Annotated in this window: 11 protein-coding genes; 5 read left to right on the top strand and 6 right to left on the bottom strand. The window is 68.6% G+C overall.

Features of this window, described 5'->3' with window-relative positions; genetic code table 11:
- Positions 1–228: 228 nt before the first annotated feature.
- Genes ACIRL2_RS39265 through ACIRL2_RS39250 form a run of 4 tightly spaced genes read right to left on the bottom strand, consistent with a single transcriptional unit; the run spans position 229 to position 4,567 of the window.
- Entirely contained in the window at positions 229–1,503 is a 1,275-nt protein-coding gene (locus ACIRL2_RS39265) for a Gfo/Idh/MocA family protein (protein WP_402238833.1), read from the bottom strand.
- A 12-nt stretch (positions 1,504–1,515) separates the two neighbouring features.
- Positions 1,516–2,322, bottom strand: a complete 807-nt coding sequence (locus tag ACIRL2_RS39260; RefSeq protein WP_402238831.1) for a carbohydrate ABC transporter permease — start codon at positions 2,320–2,322, stop codon at positions 1,516–1,518.
- Between the two features lie 3 nt (positions 2,323–2,325).
- Positions 2,326–3,270: a carbohydrate ABC transporter permease gene (locus ACIRL2_RS39255; protein WP_402238828.1), complete on the bottom strand. Its 945-nt coding sequence runs from the start codon at positions 3,268–3,270 to the stop codon at positions 2,326–2,328.
- Positions 3,263–4,567 (bottom strand): ABC transporter substrate-binding protein, encoded by a 1,305-nt coding sequence (locus ACIRL2_RS39250; RefSeq protein ID WP_402238827.1) that lies wholly within the window; start codon positions 4,565–4,567, stop codon positions 3,263–3,265. The genes ACIRL2_RS39255 and ACIRL2_RS39250 overlap by 8 nt, the downstream gene beginning before the upstream one ends.
- Before the next feature lie 161 nt (positions 4,568–4,728).
- Between ACIRL2_RS39250 and ACIRL2_RS39245 the strand changes: the two genes are divergently transcribed.
- On the top strand, positions 4,729–5,883 hold the full coding sequence (locus ACIRL2_RS39245) for an ROK family protein (protein WP_402238824.1): 1,155 nt from the start codon (positions 4,729–4,731) through the stop codon (positions 5,881–5,883).
- Positions 5,884–6,139: 256 nt separating this feature from the next.
- Positions 6,140–6,475 carry a hypothetical protein gene (locus ACIRL2_RS39240; protein WP_402238823.1) on the top strand — a complete coding sequence of 112 codons (336 nt, stop codon included), beginning with the start codon at positions 6,140–6,142 and terminating at the stop codon, positions 6,473–6,475.
- A 121-nt stretch (positions 6,476–6,596) separates the two neighbouring features.
- On the opposite strand, the gene ACIRL2_RS39235 is transcribed toward ACIRL2_RS39240, so the two are convergent.
- Complete coding sequence (locus ACIRL2_RS39235; protein WP_402238821.1) at positions 6,597–7,286, bottom strand: SGNH/GDSL hydrolase family protein; 690 nt, start codon at positions 7,284–7,286, stop codon at positions 6,597–6,599.
- Positions 7,283–7,888 carry a TetR/AcrR family transcriptional regulator gene (locus tag ACIRL2_RS39230; RefSeq protein WP_402238818.1) on the bottom strand — a complete coding sequence of 202 codons (606 nt, stop codon included), beginning with the start codon at positions 7,886–7,888 and terminating at the stop codon, positions 7,283–7,285. Before ACIRL2_RS39230 ends, ACIRL2_RS39235 begins: the two co-directional genes overlap by 4 nt.
- 190 nt (positions 7,889–8,078) lie before the next feature.
- On the opposite strand from ACIRL2_RS39230, the gene ACIRL2_RS39225 reads away from it, so the two are divergent.
- From ACIRL2_RS39225 to ACIRL2_RS39215, 3 genes are all read left to right on the top strand, one after another.
- Positions 8,079–9,269, top strand: a complete 1,191-nt coding sequence (locus ACIRL2_RS39225; RefSeq protein ID WP_402238816.1) for an NAD(P)/FAD-dependent oxidoreductase — start codon at positions 8,079–8,081, stop codon at positions 9,267–9,269.
- A gap of 753 nt (positions 9,270–10,022) precedes the next feature.
- Positions 10,023–11,444: an FAD-binding oxidoreductase gene (locus ACIRL2_RS39220; protein ID WP_402238814.1), complete on the top strand. Its 1,422-nt coding sequence runs from the start codon at positions 10,023–10,025 to the stop codon at positions 11,442–11,444.
- Positions 11,438–12,325 (top strand): class I SAM-dependent methyltransferase, encoded by an 888-nt coding sequence (locus ACIRL2_RS39215; RefSeq protein ID WP_402238812.1) that lies wholly within the window; start codon positions 11,438–11,440, stop codon positions 12,323–12,325. Before ACIRL2_RS39220 ends, ACIRL2_RS39215 begins: the two co-directional genes overlap by 7 nt.
- Positions 12,326–12,600: the final 275 nt, after the last annotated feature.

Below are 12,600 nucleotides of genomic sequence, written 5' to 3'. Positions count from 1 at the left end.
TCAGCGCGGTCGATCACCAGGACCGTTTGCACCCTGACCGCGTTCGGAGGTCGACGGCTGGGACCGGCCGGCGTCACCCTGCGGTCCGATACCCGGACGCCGCGCCACGAACGGCGCTGCGTCCGGGGGAACTCGAGGGACGACGCGATGTCGCGATCCCGGGGCGCGAACCCCTCCGGCATGTTCGCCCCCTTCGACCCGGTGCCGATGCATGCCGGCCCCGCGCCCTCAGATCCCCACAGCCGGTGTCAACGCATGCTCCATGGTCACCACGGTGCCTTCTCGGCGGGCTTGTTCGGCGGCCCACACGACGAGGTGGGACATCAACGTCTCGTACGGCCCCGAGCTGATCAGTGTCCGGTCGCCGGTCGCCACCGCGCCGAGGAAGGCGCGCATCAGCTCCGTGTCCGCGCCCCCGTGCCCGTCCGCGGCCGAGGCGCCGCCGTCGGGTTCGGTCGCGAACTTCTCGACCTCGTCGGTCAGGAAGTCGTGGAGGGTGATGGCGCGGCCGTCGCCGTCGAGTGAGCCGCGGGTGCCGAAGACGCGGGTCTTACGGAAGTCGAGCGCGGTGAACGCGGTCATGGTGAACGAGGCGGTGGCGCCGCCGGCGTACTCCAGGTTCACCACCTGGTGGTCGACGACGTCGTTGCGGCCGGCGTAGACACAGGCGCCGTACGGTCCTTCGGCGAGAGCCTTGCGCAGCCCCGCGGTGCTGACGTCGTCGGTCAACACGCGGAGCGGCCACTGCTCGTGGACCGGGTCGCCGAGGAAGCGCTCGTAGATGCGTGGTGCGGAGTAGGCGCAGGTGCGTTCGACCGGGCACGTCACGCAGCGATCGCCGGCTCCCGCCGGCTTGTTCTCGGCGCGGAAGTGATGCAGTCCGCCGAACGACGACACGCGTGCGACAGGCCGCCCGACGAGGTGGCCGAGCCAGTCGATGTCGTGGCAGGACTTGGCGAGCAGCATCGAGGACGACTCGGCCTCGACGGCCCACTGGCCGCGCACGTACGAGTGGGCCTGGTGCCACCAGCCCACCGGTTCGAGATGCTCGACGCTGACCACGTCGCCGATCCGACCGGTGTCGATCAGTTGCTTCAGGGTGGCCGAGTAGGGCGTGTAGCGCAGGACGTGGCACACCGCGAGCAGGACGTCGTTGCGCACGGCCGCGTCGACGATCCGCCGGGCTTCGTGCTCGGTGGGCGCCATCGGTTTCTCCAGCAGCAGCGCGTAGCCGAGATCGGCGAACGCGACGGCCGGGTCTGCGTGCAGGCGGTCGGGCGTGGCGACGATCACGGCGTCGGCGAGTCGGGGCAGGGCGGCCAGGTCGCGCCAGTCGGCGAACACCCGGTCGTCGGGGATGCCGAACTCGGCGGCCAGGGCCCCGCGTCGGGCGGGATCGGGATCGGCGACGGCGGCGAGGGCGGCGAGTCCCTCTGCGGCGGCGATCCGGGCATAGCCGGCGCCCCGGGCGCCGGCGCCGACGATCGCCAGTGTGACGGTCACGTCGAGGTCCCCCTATTTCACGGCACCCTGGAGGATGCCCTTGATGAAGTGGCGCTGGAAGAACAGGTAGAGCAGGACGATCGGGGTGATCACGATGAGCGTCCCGGCGGACAGTAGCGGGATGTTCTTACCGAACTGTTGGACGAACTTGCCCAGTCCTGCGGGGGCGGTGCGCTTGTCCGGGTCCTGGATGAGTACCAGGGCGAGGAGGAACTGGTTCCACGCCCACATGAAGTACAACAGCCCGAGGGTGGTGAGCGCGGGACGCGCGGTGGGCAGCAACACGCGGGTGAGCGTGCGCCAACTCCCCGCCCCGTCCACGGCTGCGGCCTCCATCAGTTCGCGGGGCAGCGACTCGAAGTGGGCGCGCATCCAAAAGACGCCGAACGGCATGAACAGTCCGATGAGCGGGAGGATTACCGCCCAATAGCTGTTGAGCAGGCCCAGCGACCGCAGGTCGTAGTAGAGCGGGATGACGATCGCTTCGTACGGCAGTGCCATGCCGACCATGAACAAGGCGAACAGGGGGCCCTTCGCCTTGATGCGCATCGTGGCGAGGCCGTAGCCGGCCAGCGTCGCGAGCACGAGGGCGATCGGGACCACGCCCAGGGCGATCACCGCGCTGGACTTGAGCAGCGACCCGAAGCCGGCTGTGGTCCACGCGGTCCTGAAGTTCTCCCAGTGCGGGTCGGTGGGGAAGTCCAGCCCGGGGGCGAGGTTGCTCTGCGGTTGGAGCGCGGCGGACATCAGCGCGAGGAAGGGAAACAGGACGGTTGCGGCGGCGAGCAGCAGGATCAGTCGCGGAAGGTGTTTGGACATGCGCTATCGCTCCCGCGTGAGCCGGTTCACCGTGAACATGACCGCACAGGTGAGCAGGGACAGGACAGTTGCCAGTGCGCACGCCGTGCCTACGCGGCCCGCGGTGAACACCAGCTGGTAGATCTCGACGCCGGGGACGGTGGTGGAGGTGCCGGGTCCGCCCCCGGTCATCACGTAGACCACGTCGAACCCGGCGAGCGCCGCGATGACGGTGACCGTGCACGCGACGCCGATCTCGCTGCGCAGCCCCGGCACGGTGATGTGCCGGAACTCGCGCAGGCGGCTTGCGCCGTCGAGGCGGGCGGCCTCGTACAACGAGGGGTCGATCCGCCCGATGCCCGACAGCAGCAGGAGGAAGCACAGGCCGGTGGAGACCCAGCTGCCGATGAACCCGACGGCGGGGAAGGCCCAGGTGAAGTCGCCGAGCCAGACTCGGGCGACGCTGCCGAGGCCGACAGCGCGCAGCAGTTCGTTCAGCGGGCCGTCCTCGCTGTAGATCCACTTCCACACGACGCCGACGGCGACCAGAGGGAGGATCTGCGGCAGGAAGATGATCGTGCGGATCACCGGCATCGCGCGCCACGGGGTGGCGGCGACGAGCGCGGCGAGGACGAGTCCGAGCGCCACGGGGATCACCGTGTAGAAGAGGATGAATCCGAACGCGTGGACAAGTGCGCTGCGCAGTTCGGGCTCTTCCAGGACCTCGCGGTAGTTGGCGAGCCCGGCCCAGGTGGCGGTGCCGACGCCGTCCCAGGTCCAGAACGAGATCCAGATGCTGTGTAGCCACGGTGCGATGACGAACGCCCCGTAGAAGAGCAGGGCGGGGAGCACGTACACCAGGGGGATGGCGCGGCGGCGCCTTCCGGCACCGGTGCGGACCCCGCCACCAGACCGGGCGGCGACGGCGGGGGCCGCCGCGCGGTCGGGGCGGACGAGCGTCTCAGCCATGCGTCTTGGCCCATTCGCCCTGGACGGCGGAGATAAATCCGGCGGTGTCCTTCCTGCCGGCGATCAGCTCCTGGGCGGCGGAGGTGAGCCTGTCGTTCATCGTGGCGGTCGCGTTGTTGTTGAACCCGACCAGGCCGTTGTCGGCGTCGACCTTGGTCCAGGCGGCGACGATGTCGGCCATCAGGGTGCCGGGCTCGGGCTTGGCCGCGGACAGATCGGCCGGCATGAATCCGGCCTTGAACTCCTCGGCCGAGGCCTCCGGGGAGCGCAGGAAGTCCAGGAACGCCGCGGCGGCGTCGGGGTGCTTGGTCTTGGCCGAGACGGCGTAGGCGACCGACGTGCCGATCGTGGTGGCCCTGGGGGCGGGGAAGGCGAAGAAGCCGGCGTCCTTGCCGAGCTTGTCCGCGATCTTCTTGGCGTCCCAGTTGCCGTCGATGAAGAACAGGCCCTCGCCCTTGGTGAACTTGTCGACGGCGCCCTGCAGGTCGGTGCCGTTGACGCCCTTGGGCAGGTAGCCGTTCCTGCTCCAGTCGGCGACCTTGTCGACCGCGGCGCGGTTGCCCGGCGTGTCGAAGGTCGCGCCCTTCTGCCCGAAGACCCACTTCGCCGCCGCTTCGGCACCGTCCGCCGACTGCCCCATGAGCTGGATGGCGAAGGATGCGTGGCCTTCGGCGTTGCCCAGTTGCAGCGGCACTTCGCCGGCCTGCTTGGCCTTGCCGAGATCGGCTTCGAACTCGGCGAGGGAGGTGGGCGGGGCAGTGATGCCGAGTTTCGCGGCGACCGCCTTGTTGTAGTAGACGCCGACCAGGGAGAAACCCGCGGGCGCGGCGTACAGCCCGCCCCGGCCGAGTGTGCTGCCGTCGATGTCGACCCGCCACTGGTCGAGCTGCGAGCTGGGGTAGGTCTTGTCCCAGCCGTAACTCCTGGCGTACGGGGTCAGGTCGCGGACCAGCTTGTCCTTGACCGTCGCGCCGACGGAGTTGAGCAGCGCGATGTCGGGCGCCTGGTCGGAGGCGAGGGACAGGTTCAGGCTCTTGTTGTAGTCGTCGTAGTTCGTGTCCTGGTAGTCGATCCTGACGTTGGGGTGCTTGGCCTGGAACGCCTGGATGACGGCCTTGATCGCGGCGCCCGACTCGGGGGTCGAGACCAGCTTCAGCCTCGCCTGGCCCTCCGGCACGCCGGTTTGCGCGGGCCCGGTCGGCTGGGGGGCGCCGGCGGTGTTCGAGGAGCCGGGCGCACATGCCGTCGCGGCCACCGCGACGACGGCCGCGCAGACCAGAATCTTGCCGATTTTCATGGCGGGGGCCTCCAACGAGAAGCGAGAGAATGGGTGCGGGCGCGGGCGCGTCCGACGGGAAGAGACGACGACTCTAAGCCACTGGTTTGAAAAGAAACTTTCTTTCGCTAGAGAATGGGACCCTGGCAACACCACGTCAAGAGGGGACGCACGAGAAATTCATGAAGGACACCGAGGCCCTGCCCGGCGGCGACCAGAGCGCGCTGCGCCGGCTGAACACAAGTCGCGTACTGCGACTGCTCTACGAGGGCGGCCCGCTCGCGATCAACGCGATCGCCCGGGTGACCGGGCTCTCCCGGCCGACGGCGCGGGGCATCGTGGCCGCGCTGCTGGAGGCGGGCACCGTGCGCTCCGACGGTCTGGAGTCCGTGCCCACCGGCGGCCGTCCCGCCCAGCGCTATGCCTTCGACCTGGACGCGGGCCGCCTGGCAGGCGTCCACATCGACGCGGCCACGGTGTCCGTACGCCTGACCGACCTCGGTGGCCGCCATCGCGCGTCGCGGACCCTTCCGCTGCCCGCCGACTCCGCCCCCCAGGCGCGCATTGCGGTGGCTGCGGAGTTGGTGCACGAGCTGCTCGACGACGATCCGGCGCCCCTGTGGGCGGTCGGCGCCGGGACCCCCGGCATCATCGACGCCGCAGGAGCGGTGCGACTGAGCGTCGCCATCCCGCGGTGGAGCGGGGTGCGCCTGGCCGAAAACCTCGGCGCGCGGCTCGGCTGCCGGGTCACGGCGATGAAGGACACCAACCTCGCCGCGCTGGCCGAGCACCGCGTCGGCGCGGCGCAGGGCACCGCGGACGTGCTCTACGTGCAGATCGGGCGCCGCTTGGGCGTGGGCGTACTCGTGGACGGCAGGCCGTTCACCGGCCGCACCGGCGCGGCCGGGGAGATCGGCCGGCACCCGGGTCTGGGCTGGAACGACGCCCCCGCGCGGCTGTTGGCCGCGGCGGGGGAGCGCGAGGACGGCGGGGCGCAGCAGGCCGCCCTGGTCCTGACCCGCGCCCGACACGGCGACGCCGCCGCGCGAGCCGCGGTCGCCGCGTACGCCCGGGCGTTGGCCGCCGGTGTCGGCGCGATGGTGCTCGCGATGGACCCCCGCCTCATCGTTCTCGGCGGGACGTTGCCGGGCGCCGGAGCGGCGGTTGTCGACGACGTGCGCGAGCACCTCGCGGACATCTGCTACGACGTACCGCCGGTGGTTTTGAGCGCGTTGACCGACGAGGCCGTCGTGGTCGGCGGCGTGGAGGCGGCGCGCGATCTCCTGCGCGACGGGCTGCCGGCCCCTGCGGAGGGGGTCACCGCGGCCGATCGCTGACGAGAGGGCGGGCGAGTCGGCTACACCACCGCCTGGGCACAGGCGGGTACGACCGTTCCTGCGGGGCCACTCGCGCTGCGGACGCGACTCCCGCGCGCGCCCGGGCGGATACGGCCCCGGTGCGTCGTGGGACGGGTGGGCCGCCCGGGTCGGACGGCGGCAGAGGTGCCCTTCTGTAGGCGCAACCTCTTGCGTAGGTAACTTTCTTTCTTAAGTATGTGCGCTCCGTCTCCGCCCGCGCCCCTGAGGAGCCAGATTGAGACAGTGCCGCTTCCACCTGCCCGCCGCAACCCTGCTCGTTGTCGGCCTGACCGTGTTCGGCACGACTTCCGGCGCGCCGCCCGCCGTCGCCGCGGACTTCCCCGCGAACCCCACCTCGAAGACCGGCCACACGCTGGACTTCCAGGAGGAGTTCGACGGAACGACACTGGACCTGGGCAAGTGGCCGTCAGGATCACGATCACGATCGACGCTCGTGTACCCGCCGCCGGGCACGGCCCACGTGCGCGGGCAGGAACAGGTGCCGCGGGATCGCTTCGCACGCGCCCCGCCACTGCGGCGTCAGCGAGCAGGCCCGCGCCACCGCGCCTAGCGGAGCTGCCGGGTTACGGACAGGCGATCCGATGAGAGGGCCCCTCAAACGGTCCACGCCAAGGACTGCGCGCGTCCGCCACCCCGACCAGCACCGTCCAGACCCGGGTCCTGCTCGGCGATCACAGCGGCAGTTGGTCCGCGACCGCTCGGGCCCAGCGACGGTATCCGGGGGCGGCGGGATGGAAGCCGTCGCGGGCGAAGAACCCGGGGCCGACCGGGATGTCGTCGGAACGGACCCAGGTCGCGTGCGGGCGCTCGGCGCATATCCGGCGGGAGACTTCGTCGAGGACGCCGGCGCGCCGGGTGAGGTGGCGGGCCAGGGTGTTGGGGAGGGACGGGAAGGTGCTGAAGGGCGGGATGCCCGTGACCGCGACCCGTTCCGCGCGCTTGCAGAGGTCGTCCACGATGGCTGTGAGGTCGTCCCGCCAATCGGTCGGTGAGCGCCTTGCGAGCACGTCGTTGACGCCGGCGAGGAGGACGGCGACGTGCAGGCCGTCCCCGAGCTCCGGTACGACCCGGTGGCGGATGCGCCGGGCGGTCGCGCCGTACTGCCCGACCGCTTCCCACTCGACGAACGAGTCTGTCCGGGCTGCGAGTTCGCGGGCGAACGCGCCGGGAAAGCCGTCGTCGTGGGTCTCCACCCCGTAGCCCGCCGCGGTGGACTCGCCGACGACGGCTACCCGTAGCGGACTGCGATGCTCGGCTCCCGCGCTCCCCGTGACGGCGCCTGCGGGGGGAGGCAGGTACTCGGCCCGGGCACGCACCCACAGTGCTTGGGCCGCAATGACCGGAAACAGCACGGGGTTCATCGCGCTGCCTTCTTGTCCGGCCCGGAGCTTACGGTCGTCGCTGGGTCGGGCACCGGCGTCGCAGCGCTCCCCTCCGCGCGCAGCGCTTCGATGGCTCCCCGGCTTCCCTCGGTCAGATCCGCGCCCACCGCCTGCAGCATCATGACCAGCGCGCCCCTCGCGAGGAACTGCGCCAAGTCCTCCGACCTTGCTTCGGTGGCCCGTTCGACTTCCTCCAACGTGCGGGCGAGGAATGTCCGGCACCGTGCCGCGATCGTTTCGTCGGCGCGTGCCGCGGCGCACGACTGCATCCACAGCCCGCTGAGGACGCCGTCGGCGATGAGGCCGCGGAAGCGGGCGCCCATCACCTCGAAGGGCTCGTCCGGAGCGGCTGCGGCCGTCTGCCGGAAGACCGCAAGAACGCGGGCCTCCATCTCATCCATGCAGGCCAGGAAGAACGCTCGTTTACTTCCGAAGAGCCGGAACACGTACGGCTGCGACACGCCGATCTCGTCCGCGATCCGCTGTACCGCCGTCGTCGTCAACCCGTTGTCGGCGAACACTCGCATGCCTGCCTCGATGGCCTCGACGCGTCGTTGTGCTGCCGTGCTGCGTGGTCCCATGACGACATCTTGACAGAAGTAACTACTTACTTACAACATCCTCCTGTGATCATCTCCGGCCCCGCCTATGGAGCTGGTGCGTCGGCATCTCGTCACGGCGGCGCTGTGCAGAGTGATCTGCCTCACACACTGTCACAACGCTCGACGATGCGTCGCCTTGTTGCCGAACCCCTGAAACGAAGGAGACACCATGACTGGGAACACCGATGTGGTTGTGATCGGCGGCGGGTACGCCGGGGTGATGGCGGCCAATCGCCTGACTCAGTGCGACGACGTGAGAGTGACACTGATCAACCCGCGCCGGACCTTCGTCGAGCGGATCCGTCTGCACCAGCTGGTGGGCGGGTCCGACGACGCGGTCGTCGAGTACCGGGAGGTCCTGGGCGAGCGCGTCCGGCTGGTGGTCGACACCGTAGCCCGGATCGACCCGGCCGGGCGCTGGGTGACGCTTGCGGCCGGTGGCACGGTCGGCTACGACTACCTGGTCTATGCGGTGGGCAGTGGCAGCGCCGACCCGCAGGTGCCCGGGGCGGCGGAGTTCGCCTATCCGATTGCCACCTTCGAGGAGGCGGGGCGGCTGCGGCCGGTTCTCGATGCCGTGCCCGCGACGGCTGCTGTGACGGTGGTCGGTGCCGGTCCGACCGGCATCGAGACCGCCGCCGAACTGGCGGAGGCGGGCCGGGCCGTGACCCTGGTGTGCGGTGGGGTGCTCGGCCCGTACCTGCACGCCCGGGGTCGGCGCTCTGTGGCCGGGCGGCTGGCCAAGCTCGGTGTGACCGTGCTGGAGGGCCCCGACGCGAAGGTGACGGCGGTGACCCGTGATGGCGTGCGGCTCGACGGCGGCCGCGAGCTGCCGAGTGCGGTGACCATCTGGACCGCCGGCTTCGGGGTGCCGGACCTGGCCGCGCGCAGCGGGCTGAGCACCGACGCCCTGGGCCGCCTGCTCACGGACGAGACGTTGACCAGCGTGGACGACGGGCGCATCGTCGCGGCCGGGGATTCGGCGGCGCCGTCGGACCTGCCGTTCCGGATGAGCTGCCAGGCCGCGATTCCGCTGGGTGCGCAGGCTGCCGACACGGTGCTCAGCCGGATCGCGGGTGAGCAACCCGAGCCGATCAGCCTGGGGTTCGCCGGCCAGTGCATCAGCCTGGGCCGACGCGCCGGCATCTTCCAGTTCGCCGACAAGGACGACACCGCGAAGAAGCTCCACCTCGGCGGACGCCCCGGCGCCAAGCTCAAGGAGTTCGTGTGCAAGATCACCGTCAAGCACCTGGCCGCCGAGGCAGCCAAGCCCGGCTCGCACACCTGGGCGAAGGATGACAAGCGCCGGCACCTACTGCAGGCCAAGCGCGGCGAGGCGTCGGCCACCGCTGGACGGTAGGACTGGCTGCCGAAGCCGCGCACGACCGGCACCGGTACACCCGGATCGGCCAACCAGGAACTGAACTTCCGCCGCAGGGAGTCTTTTTCCGCCGCGACGTACACGGCGACCTCCCGGCCGCGGCTGCGGGCCAGCCGGAACCGGTCGGGCGCCCGCTCCAGGAACGCCGCGTTGTCGGTCCGGGCCGGAGGGACGTGGACCTCGCGCAGGGTGTCCACCAGGTCGGGGAAGCGCCCCTCGCGCCGGGCCCCGGCCGGACGGGAGGACAGCCGGCGGTACATCGACGGCGTGTTCGGCACCAGTTGCTCGGAGATCGCCCGATGCCAGAACTGTCCCAAGGTCACGCCGGCGTCGTCTCGGCGACGATCTCCCGGGCCCGGTCGATCACGACCGGCGAGTGGACGCGCCCATGCGGTACATGTACCCCGGGGTTCGCCCGAGCGGGCGAGACCGGAGACCGGACCCATATGAGTACGGGTACTCAGGCGGATACGACCGGCCGGCTTCACCATATAGAGGACGACACCGGTTCCGGGGGGAAGACCAAGGCGACTGCGCTCACCGGCAGCACCACCGAACTCGGGCGATCTCGCCTCGCGGATCTCTCCGTCCAGGTCGCCCCCCACAACCGAGGGCACTACGACGCATTGGCATTCCTGATGGGCTGCCCGGTGCGCCCGGCGCCACGGCCTGGCTGGGTCGGCCCCGGCCCGACTGGCATTCACCGAGATCAATTCAATCGCAAGGATCACAATGACTGCAGGCGCTCCGCAGAACCCCGTTACGGTAAACGACAGGCATTCTGCGCTGAACCTTACGCACGTTGCCGAGATCGTCCCCGTCAGGTCTATCGAGGATATCTGCGCCGCCGTCAAGGAGGCGACGCGCACAGAACGAGGGGTGGCTATATGCGGAGGCCGCCACGCCATGGGAGGGCAGCAATTTTCCAGCAACGACATACTTGTCGATACCGCAGAATTCAACAGTGTTGTCTCTCTGGACGCCGAACGTGGCCTGGTCGAGGTAAATTCCGGAATTCAGTGGCAGGAGCTGCACGAATGGCTCCTGGCGAACCAGGCCGGAGTCGAAAAAGTGTGGACGTTCCGACAGAAGCAGACAGGCGCCAATCGACTGAGCATCGGTGGTTGCCTCGCAGCGAACGTACACGGCCGCGGCTTGACTCTGCCCCCGTTTGTCAGCGATGTGGAGAGCTTCACCATTATCGGTTCGCAAGGTGAGCCAAAGCTGTGCAGCCGGGAGGAAAACGCAGACCTGTTCGCGCTCGCCATCGGCGGGTACGGCCTTTTCGGCGTCATAGGGAACGTGACGCTGCGCCTCACGGAGCGGTACAAAGTGCGCCGAGTGGTGGAAATCGGTCGAATCGACGATCTACAAGAATCGTTTGATCGACGCATCGCCGAGGGCTTCCTGTACGGCGACTTCCAGTTCGAAATCGACCCGGTCGCAGATACATTTCTGCAGCGCGGCGTGTTCTCGTGCTACCAGCCAGTCGGCAGTGATGCGTCCATTCCCGAGGATCAGCGCATTCTAGCCCCTGATGACTGGCGCGGCCTGTTGATGCTTGCCCATACAGACAAGTCGGCGGCATTCGATCGCTATGCCGAGCACTACCTGGCCACTTCGGGTCAGGTTTATTGGTCCGACAGTCATCAATTCGCCACGTACATTGACGACTACCATCTCGCGGTCGATGAGGTGCTTGGCCATCAGGGCTCTGAGGTCATCACCGAAATCTTCGTGCCCCGCTCGCGACTCACCGAGTACATGGCCGCAGCCGCGGACTACCTGCGCGGCAACGACATCGATCTCATTTATGGCACGATACGGCTTGTCCGGCGCGATGATGAAACCTTCCTCGCCTGGGCCCGCCGCGACTACGCGTGCATCATCTTCAATCTCCACGTGCGCCATGACGCCACGGGGCACGAGGAAGCCGGCACGGCGTTCCGTGGCCTGATCGACCTGGCCATCACCCACAACGGCAGCTTCTATCTCACCTATCATCGGCACGCGACTCGCGAGCAAATAGAAGTTTGCCACCCGAAGTTCAGCGAATTCCTGACCCTCAAACGCGCCCACGACCCGCAGGAACGCTTCACCAGCGACTGGTACCGTCACCACAGGGACCTGTTCGAAATGGCACAAGCATGGTGACCGTTTCCGCGACAGCTCTGGTTGTAGCAGGAGGGCAGCTACTCGTCGGGCAGGATCCGACATGGCGTCCGCTGGTGGGTCCACAGGCCCAAGCATTCCTGCGGACTGCCCTGGGCGGTGCCACATTCCCATGGTCTTTGCTTGCCGCCGCGACGCGATGGAGAATGGCACGGGGTCTTTTGCGCGGGCTGGAACGTATCTTTCTACCCGGGCTCTTTGCACACCAAGCGCTGCGCAAGCAGTTGCTGCGGGAATGGGCGCGCCAATCCATTTCCGAAGGGGTGGAGCAAGTCGTGGTTCTGGGTTCAGGGCTCGATACGCTGGCACTGGAATTGTCCGGAGTATTTCCCGGCACCCGCTTTATCGAATTCGACCGTGCCCCGTCTTTGAATCTCAAGCGGTCAGCGTATGAGCGTTACGGTGGCCTGAAGAATAATCATGCGCTGGTCGAGGGCGACCTCGCGCGCGGCGGGGTCGAGGATCAGTTGGCACGTTCCCCGCTGTATGTTCGGCAAGCGCGGACATTGTTCGTTGTCGAAGGTGTTTTGATGTACCTGGAAGCAGAAGAGGTCACCGTACTGCTCGGTGAGCTGGGTGCCCGCCCGGCGGGTACGACGTGGTGCGCGTTTTCTTTTATGGGCCTCGATGTCTCGGGTCGACCGTCGTTTGTAGACGAACGTAGTCCCGTGCAAGGCTGGCTTCGTCGACGCGACGAGGTATTTCGCTGGGGCAGCACCCACGAGCAGCTCGCCGACATGCTCACCACGGCGGGTTTCACGGTACGCGCAATGACAGAGCGGGACACCCTCGCAGGCCGCGCTCCAGACAAAAACGCCAAAGTGGCCCGTGGTGAATATCTGTGTCTTTCGAGGAACTCCTGAGCTTCGATTCGTGAACGGGCAGGGACTGTCGCCACGTCTGGGCGGCACCCATGCCGGCCGCCACGAAGGCGAGCCGAGGCACGCGGTCGCCGTCGCCTCGATGCTCGCCCTCACCGTGGTCAACCCATTGCTGGGGATGGCCCGGGCGAGGGCGCCCAGGTCTCGAATTGCCCGGTGGGCGGGGCGGGTTCGCGACTCGCGGACGTCGTCGGTGGTGTGGGTGGTCGGGGTTCGGATGCGAACGTAACGGCACTCGTCCTGCGCGTGTGTACGGA

This window comes from Embleya sp. NPDC127516, from assembly GCF_044765325.1.
GTDB lineage: Bacteria > Actinomycetota > Actinomycetes > Streptomycetales > Streptomycetaceae > Embleya.
This window is presented reverse-complemented; position numbering and strand designations above follow the sequence as displayed.

Bases quoted from the DNA above. Each gene is read 5' to 3' on its own strand.
- ACIRL2_RS39245 (WP_402238824.1), top strand. From the start codon at position 4,729: ATGAAGGACACCGAGGCCCTGCCCGGCGGCGACCAGAGCGCGCTGCGC.
- ACIRL2_RS39260 (WP_402238831.1), bottom strand. From the start codon at position 2,322: ATGTCCAAACACCTTCCGCGACTGATCCTGCTGCTCGCCGCCGCAACC.
- ACIRL2_RS39235 (WP_402238821.1), bottom strand. From the start codon at position 7,286: ATGAACCCCGTGCTGTTTCCGGTCATTGCGGCCCAAGCACTGTGGGTG.
- ACIRL2_RS39220 (WP_402238814.1), top strand. From the start codon at position 10,023: ATGACTGCAGGCGCTCCGCAGAACCCCGTTACGGTAAACGACAGGCAT.
- ACIRL2_RS39250 (WP_402238827.1), bottom strand. From the start codon at position 4,567: ATGAAAATCGGCAAGATTCTGGTCTGCGCGGCCGTCGTCGCGGTGGCC.
- ACIRL2_RS39225 (WP_402238816.1), top strand. From the start codon at position 8,079: ATGACTGGGAACACCGATGTGGTTGTGATCGGCGGCGGGTACGCCGGG.
- ACIRL2_RS39230 (WP_402238818.1), bottom strand. From the start codon at position 7,888: ATGGGACCACGCAGCACGGCAGCACAACGACGCGTCGAGGCCATCGAG.
- ACIRL2_RS39255 (WP_402238828.1), bottom strand. From the start codon at position 3,270: ATGGCTGAGACGCTCGTCCGCCCCGACCGCGCGGCGGCCCCCGCCGTC.
- ACIRL2_RS39215 (WP_402238812.1), top strand. From the start codon at position 11,438: ATGGTGACCGTTTCCGCGACAGCTCTGGTTGTAGCAGGAGGGCAGCTA.